Origin of the sequence: Pseudarthrobacter sp. J47 (genome assembly GCF_049810315.1) — a bacterium.
Lineage (GTDB): Bacteria > Actinomycetota > Actinomycetes > Actinomycetales > Micrococcaceae > Arthrobacter.
Map to the genome: position 1 here is coordinate 3,596,606 of NZ_CP187358.1, position 24,937 is coordinate 3,621,542.

At 64.3% G+C, this 24,937-nt stretch carries 21 protein-coding genes; 6 read left to right on the forward strand and 15 right to left on the reverse strand.

Annotated features, from left to right (window positions below; genetic code table 11):
* Positions 1-7: 7 nt before the first annotated feature.
* The 8 genes from ACPJW8_RS16580 to ACPJW8_RS16615 all read right to left on the reverse strand — a co-directional run bounded on the left by ACPJW8_RS16580 (position 8) and on the right by ACPJW8_RS16615 (position 8,780).
* Positions 8-955: a carbohydrate ABC transporter permease gene (locus ACPJW8_RS16580; protein WP_330189224.1), complete on the reverse strand. Its 948-nt coding sequence runs from the start codon at positions 953-955 to the stop codon at positions 8-10.
* Entirely contained in the window at positions 955-1,842 is an 888-nt protein-coding gene (locus ACPJW8_RS16585; RefSeq protein ID WP_330189223.1) for a sugar ABC transporter permease, read from the reverse strand. The genes ACPJW8_RS16580 and ACPJW8_RS16585 overlap by 1 nt, the downstream gene beginning before the upstream one ends.
* A 93-nt stretch (positions 1,843-1,935) precedes the next feature.
* Complete coding sequence (locus ACPJW8_RS16590) at positions 1,936-3,216, reverse strand: sugar ABC transporter substrate-binding protein (RefSeq protein ID WP_330192639.1); 1,281 nt, start codon at positions 3,214-3,216, stop codon at positions 1,936-1,938.
* A 263-nt stretch (positions 3,217-3,479) separates the two neighbouring features.
* Complete coding sequence (locus ACPJW8_RS16595; protein ID WP_330189221.1) at positions 3,480-4,592, reverse strand: Gfo/Idh/MocA family oxidoreductase; 1,113 nt, start codon at positions 4,590-4,592, stop codon at positions 3,480-3,482.
* Positions 4,577-5,275: a ThuA domain-containing protein gene (locus tag ACPJW8_RS16600; protein ID WP_330189220.1), complete on the reverse strand. Its 699-nt coding sequence runs from the start codon at positions 5,273-5,275 to the stop codon at positions 4,577-4,579. Before ACPJW8_RS16600 ends, ACPJW8_RS16595 begins: the two co-directional genes overlap by 16 nt.
* A 42-nt stretch (positions 5,276-5,317) precedes the next feature.
* The gene (locus ACPJW8_RS16605) at positions 5,318-6,334 is read right to left on the reverse strand and encodes a LacI family DNA-binding transcriptional regulator (RefSeq protein WP_330189219.1); all 1,017 of its coding nucleotides are present in this window, start codon (positions 6,332-6,334) and stop codon (positions 5,318-5,320) included.
* Between the two features lie 17 nt (positions 6,335-6,351).
* Complete coding sequence (locus tag ACPJW8_RS16610) at positions 6,352-7,923, reverse strand: glycoside hydrolase family 43 protein (RefSeq protein ID WP_330189218.1); 1,572 nt, start codon at positions 7,921-7,923, stop codon at positions 6,352-6,354.
* Positions 7,920-8,780, reverse strand: a complete 861-nt coding sequence (locus ACPJW8_RS16615; protein WP_330189217.1) for a PmoA family protein — start codon at positions 8,778-8,780, stop codon at positions 7,920-7,922. Before ACPJW8_RS16615 ends, ACPJW8_RS16610 begins: the two co-directional genes overlap by 4 nt.
* A 296-nt stretch (positions 8,781-9,076) precedes the next feature.
* On the opposite strand from ACPJW8_RS16615, the gene ACPJW8_RS16620 reads away from it, so the two are divergent.
* The 6 genes from ACPJW8_RS16620 (at position 9,077) to ACPJW8_RS16645 (ending at position 16,807) form a co-directional block, all read left to right on the forward strand.
* Positions 9,077-10,384: an ABC transporter substrate-binding protein gene (locus tag ACPJW8_RS16620; RefSeq protein WP_330189216.1), complete on the forward strand. Its 1,308-nt coding sequence runs from the start codon at positions 9,077-9,079 to the stop codon at positions 10,382-10,384.
* A 43-nt stretch (positions 10,385-10,427) separates the two neighbouring features.
* The gene (locus ACPJW8_RS16625) at positions 10,428-11,375 is read left to right on the forward strand and encodes a sugar ABC transporter permease (RefSeq protein ID WP_330189215.1); all 948 of its coding nucleotides are present in this window, start codon (positions 10,428-10,430) and stop codon (positions 11,373-11,375) included.
* 10 nt (positions 11,376-11,385) lie between these two features.
* A complete protein-coding gene (locus ACPJW8_RS16630; RefSeq protein ID WP_330189214.1) occupies positions 11,386-12,297 on the forward strand; it encodes a carbohydrate ABC transporter permease in 912 nt (303 codons plus the stop codon).
* A 65-nt stretch (positions 12,298-12,362) separates the two neighbouring features.
* On the forward strand, positions 12,363-14,387 hold the full coding sequence (locus ACPJW8_RS16635; RefSeq protein ID WP_330189213.1) for a pectinesterase family protein: 2,025 nt from the start codon (positions 12,363-12,365) through the stop codon (positions 14,385-14,387).
* A gap of 100 nt (positions 14,388-14,487) precedes the next feature.
* Positions 14,488-15,774: a pectate lyase gene (locus ACPJW8_RS16640; RefSeq protein WP_330189212.1), complete on the forward strand. Its 1,287-nt coding sequence runs from the start codon at positions 14,488-14,490 to the stop codon at positions 15,772-15,774.
* 130 nt (positions 15,775-15,904) lie between these two features.
* The gene (locus tag ACPJW8_RS16645) at positions 15,905-16,807 is read left to right on the forward strand and encodes an IS982 family transposase (protein ID WP_330187466.1); all 903 of its coding nucleotides are present in this window, start codon (positions 15,905-15,907) and stop codon (positions 16,805-16,807) included.
* A 103-nt stretch (positions 16,808-16,910) separates the two neighbouring features.
* Here ACPJW8_RS16645 and ACPJW8_RS16650 read toward each other — a convergent pair whose 3' ends face one another.
* The 7 genes from ACPJW8_RS16650 to ACPJW8_RS16680 form a co-directional block, all read right to left on the reverse strand.
* Complete coding sequence (locus tag ACPJW8_RS16650; protein WP_330189211.1) at positions 16,911-18,623, reverse strand: amidohydrolase; 1,713 nt, start codon at positions 18,621-18,623, stop codon at positions 16,911-16,913.
* A complete protein-coding gene (locus tag ACPJW8_RS16655; RefSeq protein ID WP_330189210.1) occupies positions 18,623-19,849 on the reverse strand; it encodes an MFS transporter in 1,227 nt (408 codons plus the stop codon). Before ACPJW8_RS16655 ends, ACPJW8_RS16650 begins: the two co-directional genes overlap by 1 nt.
* Positions 19,850-19,939: 90 nt before the next feature.
* Positions 19,940-20,569, reverse strand: coding sequence for a TetR/AcrR family transcriptional regulator (locus tag ACPJW8_RS16660; protein WP_330189209.1), 630 nt, complete (start codon positions 20,567-20,569; stop codon positions 19,940-19,942).
* Between the two features lie 123 nt (positions 20,570-20,692).
* Entirely contained in the window at positions 20,693-21,784 is a 1,092-nt protein-coding gene (locus tag ACPJW8_RS16665; protein WP_330189208.1) for an SDR family oxidoreductase, read from the reverse strand.
* Positions 21,785-21,931: 147 nt separating this feature from the next.
* The gene (locus ACPJW8_RS16670; RefSeq protein ID WP_330189207.1) at positions 21,932-22,723 is read right to left on the reverse strand and encodes an energy-coupling factor transporter transmembrane component T; all 792 of its coding nucleotides are present in this window, start codon (positions 22,721-22,723) and stop codon (positions 21,932-21,934) included.
* Positions 22,720-24,270 carry an ABC transporter ATP-binding protein gene (locus tag ACPJW8_RS16675; protein ID WP_330194383.1) on the reverse strand — a complete coding sequence of 517 codons (1,551 nt, stop codon included), beginning with the start codon at positions 24,268-24,270 and terminating at the stop codon, positions 22,720-22,722. The genes ACPJW8_RS16670 and ACPJW8_RS16675 overlap by 4 nt, the downstream gene beginning before the upstream one ends.
* Positions 24,270-24,920 carry an ECF transporter S component gene (locus ACPJW8_RS16680; RefSeq protein ID WP_330189205.1) on the reverse strand — a complete coding sequence of 217 codons (651 nt, stop codon included), beginning with the start codon at positions 24,918-24,920 and terminating at the stop codon, positions 24,270-24,272. The genes ACPJW8_RS16675 and ACPJW8_RS16680 overlap by 1 nt, the downstream gene beginning before the upstream one ends.
* Positions 24,921-24,937: the final 17 nt, after the last annotated feature.

The following is a 24,937-nucleotide window of genomic DNA, read 5'->3' on the forward strand; positions in this document are numbered from 1 at the left end:
TGCCACCCTATCCCTTGACCGCGCCGAGCGTCATGCCCGCCACGATCTTGCGCTGCAGGAGCAGCGTGAGCAGGATGACCGGGACGGAATACACAGCGGCCAGCGCCGTCATGGATCCCCAGTCCAGGCCGAACTGGGTCTGGAAGTTCGCAATGACCACCGGCGTGGTCTGGGACCGGATCGCCGTCATCAGGAGTGCGAACAGGAACTCGTTCCAGGAGGCCAGGAAGGCAAAGATCGCGGTGACGGCGATGCCGCCGGAGACCACCGGGATCACCACCCGCCACAAGGCGCCAAGCCTGCTGCAGCCATCCACAGTCGCCGCCTCCTCCAGGTCCTTCGGCACCGCTTCGAAGAAGCTGGACATCAGCCAGATGGAGAGCGGCAGCGAGATGGTGGTGTGGGCGATGGACAGTGCGATGGGGGTATCGGACAGGCCAAGCGTTGCCATCATGGAGGCCAGCGGAATGCCGATGACAACCGGCGGCACCATGCGGGTGACCAGGGCAGCCATGATGAAGATCCGGCCGCTGAGGGTCTTGTACCGGGTGATGCCGTAGGCCGCCGGCACCGCCAGCAACAGGGACAGCACCGTGCTGATGACCGCCGTCTGGACGCTGTTGATAAAGGAGGCGACGACGCCGTCGCGGCCCAGTGCGTTGGTGTAGTTCTCCAGCGTCCACTCCCTGGGCAGGATGGTGGGCGGCACCGCGATGGTGTCGATCGGCGTCTTGAAGGACGTGAACAGCAGGTACAGGAACGGGAAGCCGTACAGCACCATGGCAACTGCCAGGAGGATCCACAGCAGCGTGCGGGTACTCCGGCGGCCGGCCTCCAGGCCTTCGCGGTTGACGCCCCGGCGCTTCGGGGGCCGGGTTGCCGTGCGGACGGCAGGTGCCGCTGGCACCCTGGCCGGCGTTCCGGCGTCGTGCGTTGCTCTTTCTGCGACGCGCATCAGTTGTCCTTTCCTGGCCGCCAGATGGTGGATACCGCCACGAAGGCGACCGCGAGCATGGCCAGCAGGTAGAGGGTGCCCATGGCGCTGGCCAGGCCGGGATCGCCGAAGCGGATCATGGTCCGGTAGATCAGCAGGCTCATGGTTTCCGAGGCGGACTGCGGGCCGCCGTTGGTCTGGATGAGGATGGTGTCGAAGGCGCGGGCGGCGTCGATTCCACGGACCACCAGGGCCACGGCGATCACCGGCCGCAGCAGCGGCAGGATGATGCGGAACAGGAGGGCCGGCGCGCGGGCACCGTCCAGTCGGGCCGCCTCGATCAGGTCCCCAGGGATGTTCTGCAGCCCGGCGAAGAGCACCAGGCACATAAACGACGTGGTCAGCCAGATATCCGGGATGGCCACCGAAAAGAGCACGATGTTCGGATCCGAAAGCCAGCCGATCTGGTTGGGGTTGGAGAGGATGCCGGCCTGGTGCAGGAGCGTTCCGATGAGGCCGAAGTTATCGATCATCAGGAACTTCCAGAGGAGGCCTGCCACAATCGGGGCGATCATCAACGGGTACATAAAGACTGTCCGCCAGATTTGTGAACTGCGGCCCAGGCTGGTGAACAGCAGCGCCATCCCCAGCCCCAGGGCGAATTCGAGGGTGACCACCACAAGGGTGTAGGCCAAGGTCCGCCAGCCCGCACCGATGAACGCGTCCGACGCGAAGGCCCGGAAGTAGTTGTCCAGGCCCACGAAGTCGCGGGGGCCGCCGGCGATCGGCGAGATCTTGAAGAAGCTGTCCGCTACGAGGCGGAACAAGGGAAAGGCGACAAACACTGCCAGGAACAGCGCCGCTGGTGCCATCAGGAACAATGCGAAGCGGCGATCGTAGATACGCACGGTTTTCTCTTCCGCTGGTTGGGATCCGCGGCCGGCAGCGCTTCCTGGGCAACTGCGGGGGCAACTGCCGGGCAACTGCCGGCCGCGGAGGTCTTACTTGAGGAGGTCCTCGATCTGCTTCTTGGCGTCAGCGAGGAGGGTGGCGGAGTCACCGCCGGCCACGGCCTTCTGGAGCATGGGGACCAGGACGGTGTCCACGATCTGCTGCCACTTTTCGGTGGCGGGACGGGTGGCCGTGGCTTCGCCGTTGAGCGTTTCGATCAGCGGCCCGAAGCTCTCGTAGCCTTCCTTGTCCTGGTACTTTTCGAACGCGGAGATCCGGGACGCCAGGCCCAGGCTGGACTCGATGCCCATGCTGTTGTTGTCATAGGCGCACTGGATGAACTTCTTGGCCGCTTCGGTGTTCTTGGTGGCCTTGGGGACCGTGAGGTACCAGGGACCCGGAACGCCGCCAATGCCTGCGGATCCGGCGATCATGGGGGCCGTGCCCACCTTGCCGGCCACCGGTGAATCCGCCGGGATCTGACGGTAGGCGTGGGCCCAGAAGCGGGTCATCGCCGTCTTGCCCTGGTTGAACAGGTTCTGCGCAGCAGCCCAGTCCACCTGCGCTGCGCCGGACGGGGCGTCCTTGGCCAGGCTGACGTAGAAGTCCAGGGCTTCCTTGTGGGCGGCGTTGTCGATGACCACGTTGTTGTTTTCGTCCAGGACCATGGGGGAACCGGCCTGCAGGACGTGGGCCAGCCATTCGGTTTCCACGGCGCCCTTGACGTCAGTGCCGTACATGCCGTCCCTGGTGAAGAATTCGGAAATGTCCTTGTACTGCTGCCAGGTGGTGGGGGCGGCCAGTTCGTAGCCGTATTTGGCCTGGAAGTCGGCCTTGTTCTTGGCGTCCTCGAAGAGGTCCTTGCGGTACAGGATGATTTCGGCGTTGGTCCAGGCCGGGAGGCCAATGAAGTGGCCGTCCACGTTCGCTTCCTTGACCAGGGCCGGGAATATGTCCTTCTTAGCCTCGTCGGTAAAGATCTCGTCGATGGGCTGGAGGGCGTCCTTGAAGCTGGGCAGCCAGACCGAGTCCAGGGCCGCGACGTCGAAGGATACGTTGCCGGAGGAGAACTCGCTGGAGAGCCTGTTGAACATGCCGTCATACGGCAGTTCGACGAAGTTGACGTCCACGCCGGCGTCCTTCTTGCACTGCTCGGCAACGCCGGTCAGTTCCGCGTGGCCGCCTGCTTCCACCAGGACGTTGACGGTGTTGGTGCCGGCGCTACCCGTGGAAGCCGGGCCCCCTGCGCCGCACCCGGTGGCAACCAGCGCGACGGCGGTGCAGATACCGCCGATGGTGGCGAACCTGTTGATGGTTTTTCGAGTGGACATCGCTGTCGACTCACTTTCTCTCGAACGGAAGTGGCGAGACTGAGCTTGGGGTGAAAAATCGTTTTGCCAAAACGACTTGGCACCAACCATAAAGGCGGTTCTTGAGGGGTGTCAAGCGTCACAATTGGTTACGTGCGGGTTATTGACGGGCTGTGGCGGGCGGGCTTAACGTGGTGACCAAACACGAGAAAAATCGTTTTGGCATTTTGGCAGACGTGCGGGCGCTGCGGCACGACGTCAACACCGAGAAAGGGGCCCAGCGCTTAGGCCTGGACTGCCGGCACCTCCGTGCCCAGTCGCGAAAGTTCCACCGGCGCGGGCCGGTTCACCGTGCTGCTGATCCCCACGGCAGCCCCGGTGCGGGCCGATTCGAGCAGCGACTCCATAACCTCCAGGACGTGATAGGCCAGGGCCCCGCCCGCCCGAGGCTCCGCTCCCTGGGGAGTAGCGGCAAGGTCGGCGATGCCAAAGCCGCGTCCGGCGTCGAGGTATCCGGCCGAGACCGGAAGTGTTTCCCAGTCCTCGGCGCCGAGGGCGAACAGCCGGACGTCGCCGTCAAAGCGGTTCGGGTCGGGTACCACCAGGGAGCCGTGTTCGCCATGAATTTCGATGTTCGGGGACTTGGACTTTACGGCGTCGAAGCTCATCAAAAGCGTGGACAGCGCACCTGAGGCGTGGACCAGGACGCCGGTGACGTGCGAATCCACGCTGACGGGAATCGTCTCACCTTCGCGCGGTCCCGAGCCGATGGTCCGCTCGTTGCGCGTGTGGCTCGCCGCACCGATGACCGAGACCACGGGTCCGAGCAGTGTCACCAGTGCCGTCACGTAGTACGGGCCCATGTCCAGGAGGGGCCCGCCGCCGGGCTGGTAATAGAAATCCGGGTTGGGGTGCCAGCGCTCGTGGCCGGGCGTCGCCATCGTGGCGGAGGCGGAGATCGGTGCGCCGATCAACCCGTCGTCGATGGCCTTCCGGGCGGTCTGGATGCCAGTACCGAGCACGGTATCGGGAGCGCAGCCGACGGCGACGCCGGCCTCGCGCGCCGCAGCCAGCACCGTGCGTGCCTCCGCAAGTGTTACGGCGAGGGGCTTCTCGCCGTACACGCTTTTGCCCGCGGCGATTGCCTTCAACGCCACGTCGGCGTGCGCCGCCGGGATGGTCAGGTTCAGGACGAGTTCGACGTCGTCCGCCCCCAGCAGTTCGTCCACGGAAACGGCCCGCACTCCTTCATACTCCTCCGCTACGGCCCGTGCACGCGCGGGGTCCAGATCCGCCACAGCCACGAGTTGGAGGCCCTCGAGCTTACGGAAGCTGGCGAGGTACTGGGCGATGATGGCTCCGCAGCCAACGATCCCCACTTTCAGCGGCTCGCCCACAGCAGGCCCCTTTCAATGATGGTGCGGACATTGGTGTCCTGGAGGATTTCGACGCTGTGGCCGGGGGTGGCGACGAAGATGCTGCCCTTCCCCCACTGGCGGGTCCAGATGGCCGGCGAGGTGACTTCGCGGTTCCAGGGGTCCCCGTCGCGGACCTTCTGGGTTGTGGTGGCCAGGACGTCAATGTAGTCGTCAGAGAGGACCCAGTACTGCTCGGTCACCAGCTCAAAGTCAGCGATGCCCTGGGTAATGGGATGATCCGCGGCCGCGGGCAGCATGTTCACCGTGTACGGCACAAAGTTGTCTGATGGACTGCCAACCCGTTCGTCCGGATGCTTGCCGGGATGGCAGGCGAACTGGCCGCCGATCAGGTGGAGGTAGTCCGAGCTGTTCCGGTAGGAATCGGCGATCCCGCCGTGCCAGCCGGCCAGCCCCGCGCCGTTCTCCACGGCAGCGCGCAGCCCGGCGAGATCGTCCTTTTCGATGCTGCTCATGGTCATGCACTGCATGATGAGATCGACGCCGGCCATGGACCCGGCGTCAGCGTAAACCTTCGGCGAGTCCTCCACTCGGACGTTGTACCCGTTGGCCTTGAGGAAGGGAGTGAAGAGCTCCGTTGCCTCCACTGGCTGGTGACCTTCCCAGCCGCCCCGGACAACTAGGGCATTCCTGCGTTCTGTCACTAAGGGGCTCCTTGGTAGGCTGCCGGCAGTCGCCGGCAGCAGTCAGGCGGGGGTGGGAGCAGTCGACTTCCTGATCACCAGTTCGGTGGCCACTTCCAGTGCAGTGGGAGCGGCGGTGGCCGGAACTCCCTGCCGTTCCGTCAGCATCCCCACGGCCATGGTCGCCATCCGTGCCAGCGGCTGGCGGACGGTGGTCAGCGGCGGGGATGTCCGGGCGGCCTGCGGAATATCGTCAAATCCCACAATGCTGAGATCCTCCGGGACCCGCAGGTTGCGCTGCGCCGCAGCGTTCATCACGCCGATGGCCTGCAGGTCGCTGCCCGTGAAGATGGCGGTGGGCCGTTGCGGCAGGTCCAGGAGATCGGCGCCCAGCTGCATTCCGGATTCGATGCTGAAGTCCCCGTCCCGGACCAGTTCCGGCAGAACGGGCAGGCCGGCGTCGTGCAGTGCAGCGGCGTACGCGGCATACCGGGCGCGCCCGTGCCCGGGGCTATGCTTGCGTCCGGTGATGATTCCGATCCTGCGGTGCCCGTGGGAGAGCAGGTGCCCCACTGCGGCGAGCGCACCGGAGAACGACGCCGGGCTGACGCTGGGGATGGCGAGGTCTTCAGTACCCTCGGGGTCGATCGCCACGGCCGGGATCCTCAGCGACCGCACCATGCTGACCAGCTGCGAACCGCTGCGCGGCGCCAGCAGAAGGACGCCGTCCAGCCTGTTGACCGACGGTTCGCGCAGCTTCCGCCAGCGGTCCAGCGTGACGTGTTCTGCCCGCGCGTAGGCCACGGAGTAACCGTGGTGGGCGGCCGCGGCCTCCACGCCTTCCATGGCGGACAGGACCCAGGGCGAGTCGAAGTTGTTGACCACCAGTTGCAGGATCCCTGGCTGGGCAGCCGGCGTGGTGCGCTTGGAATAGTCCAGGTCATCCAGCGCCTGCTGCACCTTGGCGCGCGTTTCCTCGGAAACGTGCGTCCGGCCGTTGAGTACTTTGGAGACTGTAGGAACAGAGACACCCGCGGCCGCCGCAACGTCAGCGATCCTGGGACGTGGGGTGGCGGTCAATGGGGCAGTCCTTGGGTTCATGGCGCGGCGGCGAGTTGCGGTGCGTTGGCCCGGCGGACGGTTGCCGTTTCCACGCGCACGGGTCCCACGATAACATTGCCGCTTTCCTCCGAACCCAGTGGCGAGGTGGCGAAAATGCCCAGCTCGGCGCCGATCCACTGCCCTTTGACCACTTCGAAGTTCCAGCCCTGCACTTCCCAGGGTTCGCCGGGTCCGGACCGCCAGGCGAACGTGGACCGGGGTGTGCCATCGGTGCGGATCTGCAGCTCAATCCGGGAGCCGGGCAGCTGGCGTTGCCGGCCATGCTGCCGTTCCTGGGGGCCGTCTCCCCCGGTGCCGTCTCCCAGGACATAGCCATCGGCCGTCCTGATGATGCCAAGCCACGCGTACTCAAGGCCCAGCACCACAACTCCCGCCCGGGTTCCCACCGGAACGTCCTGCAGTTCCAGGGTGGTGGTGAAGGTGGAGGGCGTTCCCGGCAGGATTTGCCCCAGCACGTTGGGCAGTTCGCGGAGGTTGATTGGATCGTTGGCCTTGGGCTTCAGGACAAGGTGGCCCCCTCCGCACTGGTGCGCCCAGCCGTCCTGCGGATTCGCCTGCCAATGCCACTGCGGCCCCAGCCTCGGGGTCATAAAATCGTCGCTGGCCGGCGGCGCGGCCTGGTCTGCGACTGTACCGGCCGGGTAGGGGTGGGTGATCACGGGGGTTCCCGGTCCGCCGTCGTGGTTCCTTTCACCCATCCAGGGCCACCCGTCCTCATCCCAGCCCATGGGCTGCAGGTGGACCACGCGGCCATACGGGCCGCGGTCCTGGAAGTGGAGGAACCAGTCCTCCCCCTGCGGAGTGGTCACCCAGGCACCCTGATGTGGCCCGTTGACGTCCGTGTTTCCCTGCACCAGGACGCGCCGCTCTTCATAGGGGCCGAAGGGCGAACGGGAACGGAACACCGACTGCCAGCCGGTAGCCACGCCGCCGGCGGGAGCAAAGATCCAGTACCAGCCGTCCCTTTTGTAGAACTTGGGGCCTTCCAGGGTGCTGTAGCCGGGCAGTTCGTCACCGTTGATGACGTGGGTCCCGTGATCCAGCAGGCGGCTGGCGTCCGGGCTCATCCGGTGGACGGTGAGGCGGTTCTTGACGCCGATCCGGCTCTTGGCCCAGCCGTGCACCAGGTAGGCCTCGCCGTCGTCGTCCCAGAGGGGGCAGGGATCAATGAGTCCTCGCCCCGCGTAGAGAAGGTGCGGCGCGCTCCACGGGCCCTCGGCATTCTCGGCGGTGAGGACGAAAATCCCGTGATCCGGGTCCGGGTAGAAAATCCAGAAACGCCCGTCGTGGTACCGCAACGCCGGCGCCCACACACCGCCGCCGTGCCGGACCAGCGAATAGTGGCTGCTTGGCGGAAGCTGCAGCAGGGCATGGCCGGCATGTTCCCAGTCAACGAGGTTCCGGGATTTCAGCACAGGCAGGCCGGGCACCCGGTTGAAACTTGAGGCGATGAGGTAGTAAACGCCGCGGACCTGGACGGCGTCCGGGTCCGGCCAGTCGGCGTTGAGGATCGGGTTTGCGTACACGGGGACGTTGCGCGATGTCATGGTGTCCTGTCGGGTTTGATGCCGGGGTGGTTTTCGAGAAGTTGCAGGGCCTGTGCCGCTGACGTGACGGGGCCGTCGTGGATGACGGCGTGGAGCGACTGGACCAGCGGGTTGCCGGCGTCTGCCACGGCCTTTGTGGACCAGGCAACGGCGGGTCCGGCGCCAACATAGCCTTCCGTCCGGACGAACCAGGGGCGCAGGGGCTCGCCTTGGGCCATCACGACGGCGACGGCGGCCCCGCCCACGGAACCGCTGACGGCCAGCCATGACGACCGGGATCCATGTGCCGCTTCCGGCCCGGCGCCCGCGGCGGTGAAGACGACGGGGTTGGCGAAGTCCGCGGGGAACCGCCAGAAGATCCCGCCATATCCGGCGCCAACCCGGCCTTTAACGGCCGACGACGATACCTCCAGGGAGCCCACATCACCTGCCGGGATCATCACCGATGTCAGCGAGAGGCTCCAGGTTCCGGGGGCGGGATGCGCGAAGCACTCGATGCTGCGGCGTTCTTCCGCCAGGACTTTTCCGTGCTCCGATTGCCAGTGAACGGTGCCGCTTTCCTGGCCATTGCCCTCAGTCCAGGCCTGCGTCACCTGGCGGCCATGGTTGGGCAAGATCACCGGTCCACGCGCGGCAGTGTACGTGGAGCCGCCCCAGAAATTGGTGCCGTTGAGGTCCGAAAAGGCTATGGACAGCCCCAGATGGTGAAGGTGGTCGGCCGGCGCGGCTTCCGTGAGCACGGTGCCGGCCAGCGAGCGCACGGGGTGGTAATACGGCCGGGGCGCGCTCTGCGGTGGAAGCCCGTTTCCGTCCTGCCGGCCCAGCAGTCTGGTGTGGTCAATGGTTCCGTGACCCATAGTGCCTCCCTTCCATAGACGACGTGATGGGGAATGGAGACAGCATAGACGGAAGAGAAATGAACGGCAACAAGTGCAGAAAGTTTCTGTTCCAGTTCGAGCCGGTCGAATCCGAAAAGTGTTGACAGTCACAGCAGCGCGGTGCTAGAAATCGTTTACTCAAACTTTCACTTTGGTCGTAACCGCGTCATTGCAGGCCATCCACCAACCAGGCCGAAATCGTCCAGTTCCGGAAACTTTCCGGAATTCAGAACCCCGATTTGTTTCAAGCACCCCATATAGAGAGGCGTCATTCAATGAAGAAGACCACCAGCACCGGAATACCCCGCAGGATTTTCCTTGGCGCGGCGATCACCGCAGCCGGCCTGGCCCTGAGCGGTTGCGGCGGTGGCGGGACGCCCGCAGCGTCCGGCGGCAACGTGGAGCTCAACTTCGTCTATTGGGGTGACGCCAACCGGGCCAAGATGACGGACGCCGCCATCAAGGTGTTCGAGAAAAAGAACCCGGGCATCACCATCAAGAGTGAGTACCAGGACAGCGGGCCCTACGCGGACAAGCTGGCCACCCGCTTCGCCGGCGGCAATCCCCCCGACGTTCTGAACATGGCCAACAGGTCCCTGTTGGAGTATGCGCAGCGTGGCACCCTGGCAGACCTCAAGTCCTTCCCGGAGATCGAGCTCGGTGACGTCCCGCAGAGCATCCAGAGCCGGGGCGAGGTCGATGGCAAGCTGTACGGGCTGGCTACCGGCGTGACCACCATCGGCATGGTGGTGAACAAAACCATTACGGACCAGGCCGGCGTCACCATTCCTGATGACAAGACCTGGAGCTGGGACGACTATGCCAAGTTTGCCGCGGAGGTGACCCAGAAGACCGGCGGCAAGATCTACGGCGCCGGTTACGACGTTGCTACCGAAACCGGGCCCATTCTCTTTGCGCGGCAGCGGGGCGAGGATTTCTACACCAAGGACAACAAGCTCGGGATCAGCGAGGAAACCATCCGCGAGTGGTTCCAGTACAGCGTGGACCTCCGCAATTCCGGTGGCTACCCGCCCGCCGGCTTCTTTGAGCAGGTCGGTGGTTCGGCTGCACAGTCCTACCTGGCGAAGGGCACCATAGCCTCGCAGATCATCCCCATCAACAACTACAAGGCCTTTAACGAGGCCGCCGGCGGAAACGTGGTGCTGCTGCGGATGCCGGGTGAAACCACTGAGAAGCGCCGCGGCTACTCCGCCGATCCCAGCATGCTCTGGTCCATTGCCGCCAAGTCCAAGCACCCCAAGGAAGCGGCAAAATTCCTTAACTTCCTGATCAATGACGCCGACGGCGCTGCAGAGACGCTCACCCAGCGAGGCGTGCCCATCAACCCCAAGGTAGCGGACGCAATCATGCCGAAGCTCGGGGCGGACGATACGAAGTTCGTGCAGATGGTGGCCGACATCCAGGAAGACGATCTTCCCCCTGCCTACGTCTACCCCAAGGGCGCCAGCGTGGTTGCGGACACCCTCAAGCAGCTGGCCACTGAGGTTGAATTCGGCCGGGTCACGCCCGCTGACGCTGCCAAGACCTTCCTCGAGAAGAGCAATGCAGCCATCAACAAGTAGTGCGTCCGCACGTTCAGCCAACACTTCGACAGGAGCATGACGTATGTCCGTGCTGACCAAACAGGCCCGGGGGCCGGCCGTGGGCTCCCCTATTGGCGAGGCGCCCGTGCGCCGGACCCCGCGGCGGAAGAACCAGCGCTCCGGCTACCTGTTCCTGCTGCCGTGGTTCCTGGGCATGCTGTTCACGATCATTCCGTTCTTCGCGTCCCTGTACCTTGCGTTTACGGACTACAACCTGTTCACCGAGCCGAACTTCATTGGCCTGGCGAACTTCCAGGCCATGTTCGAGGATCCGCGGCTCCTGCAGTCCCTGAAGGTCACGTTCATCTACACCTTCGTGTCCGTGCCGATCTCGCTGGCTATTGCGTTGCTGGTTGCCCTGATCCTGAACAGGGGACTGCAGGGCCTGGCCATCTACCGGTCGGTGTACTACCTGCCCTCGCTGCTGGGCGGCAGCGTGGCGATCGTGATGCTGTGGCGCTATATCTTCGGCAATGACGGAATCGTGAACAGCTTCCTGGGGCTGTTCGGCATCCAGGGGCCGGCCTGGGTCACTGACCCGGAGTTCGCGCTGAGCACCCTGATTGTCCTGAACGTGTGGACCTTCGGGTCTCCCATGGTGATCTTCCTGGCCGGCCTGCGCCAGGTTCCCACCATGTATTACGAGGCCGCCTCCATTGACGGGGCATCCAGGTGGCGGCAGTTCCGCAGCATCACCCTGCCGCTGATCAGCCCCATCATCTTCTTCAACCTCATCATGCAGCTGATCGGCTCGTTCCAGACCTTCACGCAGGGTTACGTGATGAGCGGCGGCACCGGCGGTCCGGCTGATTCCACCCTGTTCTACAACCTGTACCTGTACCAAAAGGGCTTCACGGAGTTCGAGATGGGGTATGCCTCGGCCATGGCCTGGCTGCTGCTGATGATCATTGCGATCTTCACCGCCATCAACTTCATCGCATCCAAGTTCTGGGTCTTCTACGACAATTAAGGCAACCGCAATGGCTCTCCTCGAACGAACCCCAAAGTCCTCCCCCGCGCCGGTGAAAAAGTCGAAACAGTCCGACCCGGAAGACGCCCTCACCGGAACAACCGGCACCCGGTTCTCCCGCCACCTGATCCTGTGCCTGGTGGGCCTGGTGATGCTCTACCCGCTGATGTGGATGGTTTCCAGTTCCCTCAAACCCAGTACGGACATCTTCCGCCAGCTGGGGCTGTGGCCGGAGAACTGGGACTTCAGCAACTACGCCGAGGGCTGGACCGCGCTCAACCAGCCCTTCCACGTGTACCTGATCAACTCGATGATTGTGGTGGTCTTCTCGATCATCGGCAACATCTTCTCCTGCGCCCTGGCCGCCTACGCCTTTGCCCGGATGGAATTCACCGGGCGGAAGCTGTTCTTCGCGCTGATGCTGGGCACCCTGATGCTGCCCGGGCACGTGCTCCTGGTGCCGCAGTACATCATCTTCTCGCAGCTGGGCTGGCTGGATACCTACCTGCCGCTGATCGTGCCGAACTTCATGGCCACCAACGCGTTCTTCATCTTCCTGATGGTCCAGTTCATGAAGGCCCTGCCGCAGGAACTCGACGACGCCGCGCAGATTGACGGCTGCGGCCCGTTCCGCACGTTCCTGAGGGTCATCCTGCCGCTGTGCGTGCCGGCCATGGCCACCACGGCGATCTTCACCTTCATCTCCACCTGGAACGAATTCTTCGGCCCGCTGCTCTACATCCAGAACCAGGACCTCTACACCGTCCCGCTGGCGCTGAGGGCGTTTATGGATTCCGAGGGCCAGAGCATGTGGGGACCCATGTTCGCCATGTCCGTGGTGTCCATCGCTCCGATCATCGGGTTCTTTATTGCCGGCCAGAAGTACCTCATCAACGGCATCGCCACCACCGGCCTGAAATAAGGCCTCCAATCTCCGCGCATCATCGCTCCACCATCCCTGGCTGAAACAAAACAAAGGAGTTTTGCATGAGTTTGCGACGTCTCTTAGGTGCGGCTGCCGCCGTCGTTATTTTGGGAAGCCTTACGGCTGTTCCCGCCCAGGCAGTACCTGCCGGTTCATCATCCCTTCCGACGGCGGCACTTCCGACGGCGGTGCGCGCGGCTCCCGATACTGCCGGCACTTCCGAGGCCCTGTGGAAGCAGACGCCTGATGGATTCGCTGCGCTGCCCGGCAACGGCCTCGCCGGAACCACCGGCGGCCAGGCAGGCCGGATCGTCAGCGCCACAACCCTCCAGGAGTTGAAGGACTACGCCGCGGCCGCCGAGCCGCTGGTGATCCTCCTGGAAGGCACCATTACTGCGGATCAGTACGTGAAGATCCCCGTGGCGGCGAACAAGAGCATCATTGGCGCAGGCGCCGGCGCCGAACTGGTCAATGCCGGCTTCAAGCTCATTAATGTCTCCAACGTGATCTTCCGGAACTTCACAGTCCGGGACTCCTACATCCCCGGCGACTGGGACGGCAAGCAGCCGGACAATGACCGCGATGGCCTCCAGATCGATACGTCCCACCACATCTGGGTGGACCACATGAAGTTCCAGCGCGTGGGCGACGGACTGATCGATACGCGCAAGGACTCGGACTACATCACGTATTCCTGGAACATCTTCGCGGATAACAACAAGGCGCTGGGCGTGGGCTGGACCGCGAACGCCGTCACCAAGATGACCATCCATCACAACTGGATCCGCAACACCACCCAACGCAACTTCAGCATCGACAACACTGCTGCGGCGCACGTCTACAACAACTACCTGCAGGACATCGGCCAGTACGGCATGATGAGCCGCGGCGCCGCCAAGGTAGTGGTTGAGGCCAACAACTTCAGCGCAGTCCAGGACCCGATTGTGGCCAAGGACCCTGCATCGGAAGTACGGAACAGCGGGAACATCTTCAACGGCACCCGGGGCCGCAGGGACAACGTGGGCGCGGCCTTCGATCCCGCCAGTTTCTACTCCTACCAAAAGGACGACGCCGCGCGGGTACCGGAGATTGTTTCCGCAGGCGCCGGTCCCCGGGTAAACAATGCACCGAACAGCACCACGGAGATCACCGTGGCTCTGGATGGCAGCGGTGACTTCGGAAGCCTCCAGGCCGCCATCGGTTCCATCCCCAGCGGCAGCACCATCCCGCGCACCATCACCGTGAAGCCCGGCGTCTACCGGGAAGTGGTGAATATCTGGGCAGACAGGCCCAACCTGACCCTGCAGGGCGCAACAGCCAACCCGGCCGACGTCGTTATCACGTATGACACCCCCGCCAACGGCATCAAGTTCTACGGCGGCACCTGGGGAGCGGCGGGAAGCCCCACCCTGACGGTCTTTGCGGCCGGCACCACCGTGCGGAACCTGACGGTGGAAAACTCCTACGACGAGGCCGCCCTGGGTTCCAGCCAGGCGCTTGCGGTCCGGTCCGTTGGCGACAGGGTCACGTTCGACGGCACCCGCTTCCTGGGCAACCAGGACACCTACCTGGCGGACACCACCGGGCGGGACGCCACAGCCCGCACCTACCTCAAGAACTGCTACATCGAGGGCGACGTGGACTTCCTTTACGGCCGCGGCACCGCTGTTTTCGATGGCTGCACCATCCACTCGCTGGACCGCGGCAGCTCCACCAACAACGGCTACATCGTGGCGCCGAGCACCAAAAACTCCAACCCGTACGGATTCCTGATCGTGAACAGCAACCTGACGTCAGATGCGGCACCGGGCACTGTCAGCCTGGGCCGGCCCTGGTTTGCCAGCAGCGATCCCGACGCCCACCCCATGGCCGTCATCAGGGACTCCACCCTGGGCAGCCACATCGCGGTGCAGGGCTGGGCGGACATGAGCGGGCACCACTGGTCCGAGGGCAGGTTCGCTGAATTCAACAACAGCGGCCCAGGTGCGCACATCAACGAATTCCACCCGCAGCTCACCGTTGATGAGGCGGCAGGGATGTCCAGGGAAGCGTTCCTTGGCGACTGGACTCCGGCGGTTCGGGGATGAGTATCCGGGGGTGTGCCGGCGGCCATTCCATGGATGGGGACCCGGAACCTGACACCGCAGCCTTGAGCAGCAAACCCAGCCACTATCAGGAGAATCAATAATGGCGTACCTCCCGTTTTCCCTCGTGATGGCCACCGCGCTGGCCCTCAGTTCCACCGCTGCACTTCCAGCACCCGAAAACGCCAACGGCGCTCCCGTCGTCAGCGACCTGGGCAGACAAACCCTCGCAGCCGGCGACGGATGGGCGTCACTGGACGGCGGTACAACCGGCGGAGCCAACGCCGCACCCCAGGACGTCCACTCGGTGTCAACCAGGGACGAACTCGCTGCGGCTATTGCAGGAGACACTCCCAAAATCGTCTATGTGACAAAGGACATCAACGCCAACACCAATTCCGACGGCACTCCAATTGCCTGCCAGGACTACGCAGTAAACGGCTATTCGTTGGACGCCTACCTTGCAGCATTTGATCCAGCACACTGGACAGGTCCGGCATCCGGGCCCATTGAAGACGCCCGGAAGGCCTCAAGCGCCAAGCAACGGGCCCAGATCCGAATGAACGTAGGCGCAAACACCACCATCGTTGGAGTCGGTGACGTCAAACTCACAGGCTTTGTCATCAACATCGACCGGGTCAACAACGTCATCGTCAGGAATCTCCACATCTCTGACGCCTACGACTGTTTCCCGGTATGGAACGGCGACACGTGGAAAACCGAGTGGGACAACCTGGTGGTGTCCGGATCAACCCACGTTTGGCTGGACCACCTGACACTGGACGACGGCGACACGGACGATGCTTCGCAGCCCCAGTACTTCGGTCAGCCGTTCCTGCGGCACGACGGGCTCTTGGACGTCGTGCGGCAGGCGGACTTGGTGACCATTTCATGGAGCCGCATGATGGGCCACGATAAATCGCTGCTGTGGGGCAACGGAGACGGGGCCACCGCGGACCGGGGCCGGCTTCGCGTCACCCTGCACCACAACGAACTGATTGACCTCGAACAGCGCGCCCCGCGGGTCCGCTTCGGGCAGGCCCATGTCTACAACAACGTCTACAAGGTGACAGACCCAGACCGCTACCAATACTCGTGGGGCGTTGGAGTGGAATCGAGCATCATTGCCCGGAACAACACCTTCGAACTTGCTGAAGGGATCGCCCCGTCCCAGATCATCACGGCATGGGGTGGCACCGGTCTCGACGAGGAAGGCACCTGGATCAACGGACGCCAGGCCAGTGCGCTGGACGCCTACAACCAGGCCAACCCGGGCAACCCGTTGTCACCCGTGGTTTCCGGTACCTCCGGCCCGCACCTCCCCATTGAACCTGCCCCAGCGGCCCGGGAACGGGTTGAGCGAGGAGCAGGGGCGGGGCATCTCGGCTGAGCCTGCCGCATGTCAGCTGTGCCCCACTCGGGGATAGTTAAGCGGCCGACTAAGACTAGATGAGTAATTCCTATTGCGTAGGACGGTGGGGAGCCTTTTAAAGTAGGGCGGAGAGTGTTAAACCCGGTATGTGAACCCCGAACTAGACACTCTCCTGACCACACTCTATGCCCTTCTCACCGACCGTGTCCTCCCTGATCTTGGCGTGTCCCGGGACCGGCGGCCCGGGCGCAAGCCCGGGCTCTCCGATGCCGAGCTGCTCTGCCTGGCGGTGGCACAGCAACTGCTCGGATACTCCTCCGAAACCAGATGGATCCGATACGCCCGGACCCACCTGACGGGGATGTTCCCGGGCATCCCGCAACAGTCCGGCTACAACAAACGCCTCCGGGCCGCCGGGACGCTGATCTCCGCGACCATCACAGCCCTGGCCAAGGACACCCCGTCCTGGCACGACGTGCTCCGACTGGTCGATTCCACCCCACTGCCCTGCGGAATGTCACGGGAAACCGTCAAACGCTCCGACCTTGCCGGGCACGCGGGCTACGGCTACTGCGCGTCGCACTCCCGCTACTTCTGGGGCTTCCGCCTGTACCTGATCAGCACCCCTGAAGGAATGCCGGTCATCTGGGGCCTGGCAAACCCGAAAATCGGAGAACGCGAAGTCACTCAGGCCCTGCTGGAAAAAGACCATCACCTCGTCCACGCCGGCCAGGTCATCCTGGGCGACAAAGGCTTCGCCGGCAAAGACTTCGAACGATTCATCACCGACGACCTCGGCGCCCACCTCATCAGACCCGACCGCAAAGACGAAAAGCCACGCTTCGGCAAACTCGGCGGCATCCGCCAATGGATCGAATCAGTCTTCGACACCCTCAAAGGCCAACTCACCCTCGAAAACCACGGCGGGCGCACCCTTGAAGGCGTCAAAGCACGCGTCGCTGCACGACTCCTGGCCCTCGCAGCCGGCATCTGGCACAACTGGCGAATCGACGCGCCCCGCAAACGCTCCCTAATCGCCTACGACCACTAAATCCAATAGGACTTAATCATCTAGGGCCGCGACAACGGCGATGTGGATGAACAGAATCTGCGCGCCGAGCGGACCCAGGCGTGCGACACTGGCGCCGTGAGCGTTACCTGCTGTCAACCGGCTGTTTTGTCCCTGGTAGCCGGGCGGCTTGGTCGTCAGTGCCGGTACGGCCGCAGCAGACGGCCTTTCCGCCCACTACAGTGAGCCGGGCGTGGTTGCTGAGGAGTTCGGAGGCGTCCGCCTGGAGCGGGTTGCTGTCCAACACAACGAAGTCCGCCAGGTAGCCGGCAGCAACTCTGCCCAGCCGGTCTTCGGCACGGCAGGAGAAGGCGGCGTCGCGGGTGGCGTGGCAGAGCGCGTCGGAGAGGTCCAGGGCGTATTTGGGGACGTTGGCGTCAAGTCTGGGATCCAGTGCCGAACGCCGGGTTGAGGCAATATACATGTTCGGCAATGGCTGGTGTGGAGCTGTTGGGGCGTCGGTGCTTAGGGCTAAGGTGGCGCCTGCTTCAGTGAACTCGGTCCAGGGGAAGGCCCGCTCGCAGCGGTGGTCGCCAAGAACGCTGCGCCAGTTGTCCTGGATTGCAGGGTCTGCGTGGACCGGCTGCATCGACGCCACGACCCCAAGCGCCGCCAGCCGCCGGACGTTGGCCTCGGTAACAGTTTCCAGGTGTTCGATCCGGTGGCGGCGGTCCCGTGGACCGTTCTGGAGGTATGCCCCTTCCAGAGCATCCAGTGCGATATCCGAGGCTTCGTCCCCGATCGCGTGAAGTGCGACCTGGAGTCCGGCGGCGTCGGCAGCCGCCACCACAGGGGTGAGTGAAGCGCGGTCCCAGATGGGCTCGGCGCTGCTGCCGTCCGCGTATGGTTCCTGCATGGCGGCGGTGCAGCTGTCAATAACGCCGTCCACCACCAGTTTGATGCCGCAGATCTGCAGCCACTCATTGTCCAGCTCGGCCGCAAGCCGGGCCGCTTTGCCGACCTGGGCCAGATTGTCCGTGTCTGATTCATGGCGGGTTACCAGAAGGTGGCCTTTAACTCGGATGGGGAGGGCACCGTTCCTCCGTTCCATGGCGCGACGGAAGGCTGCCAGGTCGTCGTCCTGTACGGCCATGTCCACGGCCCCGGTGACGCCAACGGCCAGATAGCTCGCGAACGCTTCCTCCAGCTGGGCGTCCCTGTCTTCGTCCGTGGCGTAGCTGGCGAGGGTGGGCCAAACAATCTGCTGGGCAACGGTCTCGTACAACATGCCGTCGGCCGTGCCCGTTTCAGGGTCCCGACCGATTCGTCCGCCGATGGGGTCCGGGGTGTCATCGTCGATTCCCAGCTCGGCCAGAGCCGCGCTGTTTGCCCAGACCGAGTGCAGGTCGTTTGCGTCCAGATAGACGGGACGGTCCGGTACTGCTTCGTCCAGCAGCTGCCGTGTGGGCGCCAGGCCCTCAAGGGAACTGTAGAGCCAGCCTGCGCCGAGGATGCGGGGAGCATCGGTTGATGCCGCTGCTTCCCGAAGCCGTTGCTGCAGGTCTCCGAGGCTGGCAGCGTCGCGCAATTGGACCTTCTGCAGGGCCTGGCCCATCATCAGCAGGTGCGTGTGCGCGTCGATGAACCCGGGCAGGACAAAACCGCCGGCCAAGTCCACTTCCGAAGCGTCGGCGCCTGCTGCCATGCGGGCATCGGCTTCGGCTCCAACAAACGTGAACACCGGACCTTCCACGACGAAGGCTTCAGCGGGGGCGCCGTCGGCGGTAAAAACGGTGGCATTGGTATAGAGGGTGCGTGCAGGCACAGCAGCGCTTTCCTTGTTGTCAGAGTGTGGCATCAGACGATGGCCGCCTTATTGATGTCAGGCGACGCATAGGCGGCATCCGTCTTTTCGATATCGACGGAAATCCTGGAGATCATGAGCAGGGGTACGGTCAGAACGAGGGTCATTCCCGCCAGGACAAAACCTAGAACGTCGTAACCCGCTGCGGTGGAAACCAGCGTTCCAAAGAACGGGGCGAACGATGAGCCAACAAGGTACACGCCGAGAACCGGCGCCGACCACCGCCCCGCCGCATCCAACGCCGCAGCAGTTGCCACAATGTAGATAAACGCCAGCATGTAGATGGTGTTCCAAGCCACGATGACGGCCATGTACAGCCCTGGGTCAGTCACCAATCCCGAGGAGAACTTAAGAGCGGCACCGGCCACCAGGGCGACGGCCAACGGGACTGTTCGTCCCAGCCGGCGCCCGAAAAGTCCTACAAGGGCCGACGCGATGAGACCGCCTAGAGTAGAGAGGCTCAGGACCAGTCCCATTCCTGTCTCGTCAAGCTGCGCCTGGTCGGCACCCATGGTTGCCGCGACGGCCCACAGCGAGTCCTCGCTAAGTGCCCACACCGCGAAACAGGCCAGCAGCCCGATGCCCGCCAGGGTGGTTGTTCTTGAGCTTTTGGCTGGTGTGGAAACCTCCGTACGCTCGGTGACGGGCCGGCTTGGACGGTTGGGCAGCCAGGCGGTGGTGAAAAGGGCGGCCAGGGCAAGGCCCGCGAGCAGGCCAAACGCGCTGCCCATCCCGGCACCCAGGACCGGGATGACGAACAGAACTACTGATACGACGGCACGGTTGGTGAAGCCACTGATACCGGACGCGCGGTCTGGGTTGCGGAGGGCACCCAGCGCAGCGCCTCCGGCTGAAACGGCCCCTCCGGCACCGAGACCACCGATCAGCACGCCAGCAACAACAACAGGCGCCGAGGGGATGAAGGCGGCAGCACCGAACCCTGCAGCAGTAAGCACCAAGCCGATCCGTGCCACCAGGTATCTTCCGTTGGCTGCAGCCCACCTTGACGTGCCCAGACACGCCACCGCGCAGGCAAGCAGGGATCCGGTCATCAACGACCCTGCACCCGTATCGGAAAAGCCAAGCTCCCCGGTTAGGGCAACGATCATGACGGGTACAAGGTTGGCGGTCATGAAGCCAACAACACTGATGCCGAAAACGGAGACCGCGCGGGCGGCGGTAAGGGGAACGCGTCCGTCGTGGTTTTCGTCCTGGGACATGGACTTCTCCTTGCTGGAATGGAGTGAGTGGCATCACAAAATGAATGACCTTCATTTATTATGGAGATGCACTCCACCCAGCACAAGGGTTTACTGAAAGGTTTTCAGAAACTCGTCTTTTGTGACTCCCCGGATACCTTCCAGCAGTGTCTCCAGACCGAAGGAGAATGCGGTGTTCGATCGTTCCGCAGCTGAACCCAGATCGCTGATGGCTTCCGACAACGCCGGGAATTGCCCTTGCGGAGGAGACCAAACGACCTCCGGCGCAGTGAGTTCCATCGCGGAACCAAGGACAAGATAGTCCAAGGTGGCGATTGCCGGGGCGATGGCCGAACGTACCAGGCCCGCTTTACCCAAGACCTTCGCCATGTCGTCGTAGATGCCCATAACACCGAGGTCCTGCACGGTTTGGGTCACCAACAGGGGCACCAGCCGGGGGTGGCCCACCAAACAATCGCGGTATTCGTGGGCCAGCATCCTTAGCGCATCATCCCAGGGTAGGGATTGAGTGTCCAAGGGCTGCCTCGCCGAAAAGATTCGCCCCCGCATGAGCTCGATTATGTGTTCGCGATTGTCAATGTAGTTGTACAGGGCGGCCTGGCTGACCCCGAGTTCCCGCGCCACCTTGGGAAAACTAAAATCGCCCGTGGAATCAACCAAGGACAGTGCAGCCCCAACTATTGAGTCGACCGACAAAAACGCAGATTTGGGGCGGGGCACCAGGACTCCTTGGAGGTCGTCAGCCCGGCGTAGTTCGCCACGCGCAGTCAATCTATAACATGGGTTGCGCCGTAGCCGCACACGCCCGGAAAACACCAGACCCAAGCGCCGCCAAGTGAGCAGTCAGGGAATGAGTTTGTCCGCCCTGTAGCGGTCGAAAAGTGCAATGAAGGAATCCAGCGTGCGGCGGTAGCCGGTAAACCCTGCGTCACGGCTCTTGCCCATGTCTGTCACCACCTCGATGTTGCGCCCCAGGTCGCCGTCGGTATGCCACCAGGAAGCAACGCGCTCTAAGTCCGGCTCGCTGAGGTTATGGCGCCGGGCAAGTTCCCTCCACTGGTCCTCCCGCCCTGCCATGGACTGCTCGAGGGGCCGGGGCTCGCCCTCGTACCCCTCCCATTCCACACCGAAGTAAGCCGCAAGTTTCGGCCACATCCAACGCCAGCGGAACACGTCGCCGTTGACGATGTTGAAGGCCTCGTTTGCGGCCTGGGGCGTCGTGGATGCCCAGAGCATGTGCTCGGCCAGCAGGCCAGCATCGGTCATGTCGGTCAGGCCGTTCCATTGCGTTTCGGATCCCGGAAAGACAAACGGCTCGCCGCTCTCTTTGCAAAGGGTGGCCTGGGCGGCGAGCGTTAGGCCCATGTTCATGGCGTTGCCCACCGCATGCCCAATCACCGTGTGCGCACGGTGCACCGACCAAGTGAAACGCTGCTCTGCCGCTGCGGCCCAGAGCTCATCCTCCTGGGCGTAGTAAAAGTTCGGCACCGGCAGGCGCGGCTCCTCCTCGTGGAAGGGCGTGTCAGCCATTTCTCCGGCTGCGTATGCTTCGAAGGGTCCGAGGTAATGCTTAAGGCCGGTCATCAGGGCAACGTGGGCCACGTCCTTGCCGCGGAGTGCAGCGAGGAGATCCCGAACCATGCCGGCATTGACCGTGATGTTCTCCTCCTCGGTGTCGCGCCGGGACCAGGCCGTGAAAAAGACGTGCGAGGGATTCTCCGGGCCGAGCGCACTGGTCAGGGATGCAGCCGAGGTCAGATCCGCGGACAGCCACCGAACCCCGGCGCGCTCCGCCCCGGCCCGGCGGGAGAGAGCGAGGACGTCCCAGCCCTCGCCTGTCAGGGTGTCCAACAGGGCGGATCCCGCGATCCCGGTGGCTCCCACCACCAAAGCCGTACGTCCAGCGCCCGCCGTTGATCCTGTGCCGATAGTCATGGTCCTCCTCGTAGTGTCCTGCTCGTGCCAATGGCGACAAGACCGATTCCCGGGGAGATATTCCTGCAGCGGGCGTGTTTCAGACCACCCGATATTCCCTGGAAATGAACGAGCAACGGGATGACATCGGCCAAACCAACCGCCACCTCACCAAACGAAGTTCCACGTCCCGACCACGACGGCGGCACTCACCGCGGCGGCAGCGATCACCACTCCGCCCAGCACCACCCAAAGATCCAGCCGCGAGTACGTCGACTCCCGGGCCCACGTCCGCTCCGACGTCCCAAACCCGCGCGCCTCCATGGTCACCGCAAGCCGCGTGGCCCGGCGCAGCGCCTGCACCAGCAACCCGAAACTCTGCCCCAACGTCGCCCGCAACCTCTGCAACGGACTTCCATGCGAGCCCACTCCCCTGGCACGCCGGGCCATCCCGATGGTCTGCCACTCCTCGGCCATCAAACCCACCAGCCGCATCGCCGCCAGCGTCCCCAGCACAAAGCGGTGCGGCAGCCGGGCCTTCTGCGCCAGCGCATCAGCCAGGTCCGTCGGATCCGTGCAGCTCATCAAAATCACGGCCGGCAATGCGATCGCCAAACCTCGCAGGAGGAACCCCAACCCCAACTCCAGGGAGCCCTCGCTGATGGTCCAGATGCCGGCGTCGACCAGTACAGCCCCGGAATCTTCGGCAATGATCGCCGTACTCCAGCCACCCACCACGGCGGCAATGATCAGCGGCCAGCCCCGTCGCCACAACAGCCCCAGCGTCAGCCCGGCCAGCGGCAGCACCGCCAGCTCACCCACCAAAGCCACCGACGCGGACACCCAGTCAACGGACAGCGCCAACACCATCGAGATAAGAATGACGGCGGCAAACTTGGCCAGCGGATTACTCCGGGTCAACAGCGCGTAGCTGCCCCGGATGGTCAGTTCCTGCCTCATGTAAGCCGCAGCTCCGTTCCGCCCAGGGCGTGCGTGAATTCGGCGTCATGCGTCACGGACACCACGGCCGTCCCGGCGTCCAGCAATTCAGACAGCAGCGATGCCAGCTCCGCCCACGTATTCGCATCCTGCCCGAACGTGGGCTCATCCAGGATCAACACCTGCGGATGCGCCGCCAAAACGGTGGCCACGGACAACCGCCGCTTCTCGCCACCGGACAGCGTGTACGGGTTGGCGTCCACCAGGTGCGTAAGCCGCAACCGCTCCACCAGCGCATCCACCCGCTCGTCTCCACGCCCCAGATGCCGCGGCCCGAACGTCAGCTCATCCAGCACCCGGCTGGTCACAAACTGATGCTCCGGCTCCTGGAAAACCGTGCCGATCCGCGCAATCAGCTCCTTCGCCTTCCACTTGTACGGATCAATTCCGGCACCACGGGAAAGCTCGACGGCGGCAGAAACAGTCCCAGCCACAGGCGCCAACAGCCCACCAAGGGTCAGCGCCACGGTGGACTTGCCTGCGCCGTTCGGGCCCGTGATGGTCAACGCCTGCCCGGCCCGGACAACGGCGTGGACGCCGGACTGCACGGCCCGCGGCGGCACCTTCCGGAAGCCCTGACGGGTGGCCTTTGCCCGGGAAACTGCCAGGTTCTCGGCGGCCAGCAGCATGGCCGCAGGAACCGCAGGATCTGACGCCGGCGAAGTCCGCGCGCGCGTGGCCGGAACGTACCCCGGCACCCAGACTCCCGCCGTCGTGAGCAGTTCGCGGGCCTGGCCCGGCACCTGGTCCGGCGGCCCGTCGAACAGCACGCCGGACCCGCTGCTTCCGGGCGAGAGCACCACAATCCTGTCCACCACGTCTTTCCAGACGGCCACCCGGTGCTCCACCACCACCAGCGTGGCGCCGGTTTTGTCCAGGCAGCGGGCCACGGCGTCGCGGACTTCCAGCACACCGGCCGGGTCCAGGTTGGCGGTGGGTTCGTCCAGCAGGATCAGCCCGGGGCGCATGGCCAGGATTCCGGCGAGCGCCAGGCGTTGCTTCTGCCCGCCGGAGAGGGCCGACGTCGGGTGGTCCAGTGCCAGCCCACGGCCGACAGAGCCCGAACCAGAGCCAGAGCCAGAACCCGAATCCCGCAGCCCCACGTCCTCCAGCGCTTCATGGACCCGGCGCCAGATCTCGTCGCGCGGAATGGCCAGGTTTTCGGCGCCAAAAGCGACGTCGTCCGCCAGGCGCGAGAGCACCACCTGCGTCTCCGGGTCCTGCTGCATGAGCCCGGCGCGGCCGCGCTGCTCGCGGGGCGGGGCGCCGTCGATCAGCAGCGAACCGGACTCGTCGGCGTCGTCCTCCTCGTCCCCCAGTACCCCGGCCAGGGCATGGAGCAGCGTGGATTTGCCGGATCCGGACGGGCCCAGCAGGAGGACCCGCTCACCGGGGCGGATGTCCAGGTCCAGGCCGGCCACGGCCGGTGTGGTCCGTCCGGCGTGCCGCCACCCCCACCCCTGGGCGGTAATGGCGGCGGGGCGGCCGCCGTCGTCGGCTGTTGGCATCAGCTGAAGACGGGCTCCGTAGCTGCCTTGCGCGATGCAAAGGAGCTCAGCACACCGGTCCGGGCCAGGCCGCGGGTGGCCACCCAGGAGAGCGCGCCGGCAATGATGGCACCGGAGATGGCGCAGAAGATGATGTACACCAGCTTGTCCGCACCCGGGTAGAGGATGTTCCAGCCCCACGGCATAAAGGAGTCGTTCAGGCCGCAGAACAGGCCCGCGGCGGCACCGGCCAGCAGCGCGGCGGTCAGGTTGTACTTCTGGTGCAGGAAGCTGCGGGTACTCATGCGGCCATAGACCAGGAACAGGAACACCAGTTCGGCGCCCAGGCCCTGCAGCAGGCCGGAGATCAGCACGGTGACGCCGTACTGCGAACCCATGATCAGTTCACCGGTGGCAGCCACGGTCTCGCAGAAGATTGCGGCTCCGGGCTTGCGGATGATCAGCATGCCCAGCACTGCGGGGATCATCCAGCCGCCGGCGATCAGGCCGGTCAGCGGCGGGTACACAGCGTTCATCGGCGTGGACACCGCACCGGCGCCCAGGGACCAGGCCCAGAAAATCACGCCACCGGTCACCGCGATCAGCGCAGCAACCACAATGTCCACAACGCGCCAGCTCTTACTGGTCTTCTTAACGCTTACTGTTGTCATGTCTTCCTCCTGAGGAA

What these genes read in the sequence shown, in the direction of transcription:
- ACPJW8_RS16580 (WP_330189224.1), bottom strand. Translation starts at nt 955, where the DNA reads ATGCGCGTCGCAGAAAGAGCAACGCACGACGCCGGAACGCCGGCCAGG.
- ACPJW8_RS16590 (WP_330192639.1), bottom strand. Translation starts at nt 3,216, where the DNA reads ATGTCCACTCGAAAAACCATCAACAGGTTCGCCACCATCGGCGGTATC.
- ACPJW8_RS16610 (WP_330189218.1), bottom strand. Translation starts at nt 7,923, where the DNA reads ATGACATCGCGCAACGTCCCCGTGTACGCAAACCCGATCCTCAACGCC.
- ACPJW8_RS16615 (WP_330189217.1), bottom strand. Translation starts at nt 8,780, where the DNA reads ATGGGTCACGGAACCATTGACCACACCAGACTGCTGGGCCGGCAGGAC.
- ACPJW8_RS16620 (WP_330189216.1), top strand. Translation starts at nt 9,077, where the DNA reads ATGAAGAAGACCACCAGCACCGGAATACCCCGCAGGATTTTCCTTGGC.
- ACPJW8_RS16625 (WP_330189215.1), top strand. Translation starts at nt 10,428, where the DNA reads ATGTCCGTGCTGACCAAACAGGCCCGGGGGCCGGCCGTGGGCTCCCCT.
- ACPJW8_RS16630 (WP_330189214.1), top strand. Translation starts at nt 11,386, where the DNA reads ATGGCTCTCCTCGAACGAACCCCAAAGTCCTCCCCCGCGCCGGTGAAA.
- ACPJW8_RS16635 (WP_330189213.1), top strand. Translation starts at nt 12,363, where the DNA reads ATGAGTTTGCGACGTCTCTTAGGTGCGGCTGCCGCCGTCGTTATTTTG.
- ACPJW8_RS16640 (WP_330189212.1), top strand. Translation starts at nt 14,488, where the DNA reads ATGGCGTACCTCCCGTTTTCCCTCGTGATGGCCACCGCGCTGGCCCTC.
- ACPJW8_RS16650 (WP_330189211.1), bottom strand. Translation starts at nt 18,623, where the DNA reads ATGCCACACTCTGACAACAAGGAAAGCGCTGCTGTGCCTGCACGCACC.
- ACPJW8_RS16655 (WP_330189210.1), bottom strand. Translation starts at nt 19,849, where the DNA reads ATGTCCCAGGACGAAAACCACGACGGACGCGTTCCCCTTACCGCCGCC.
- ACPJW8_RS16665 (WP_330189208.1), bottom strand. Translation starts at nt 21,784, where the DNA reads ATGACTATCGGCACAGGATCAACGGCGGGCGCTGGACGTACGGCTTTG.
- ACPJW8_RS16670 (WP_330189207.1), bottom strand. Translation starts at nt 22,723, where the DNA reads ATGAGGCAGGAACTGACCATCCGGGGCAGCTACGCGCTGTTGACCCGG.
- ACPJW8_RS16675 (WP_330194383.1), bottom strand. Translation starts at nt 24,270, where the DNA reads ATGCCAACAGCCGACGACGGCGGCCGCCCCGCCGCCATTACCGCCCAG.
- ACPJW8_RS16680 (WP_330189205.1), bottom strand. Translation starts at nt 24,920, where the DNA reads ATGACAACAGTAAGCGTTAAGAAGACCAGTAAGAGCTGGCGCGTTGTG.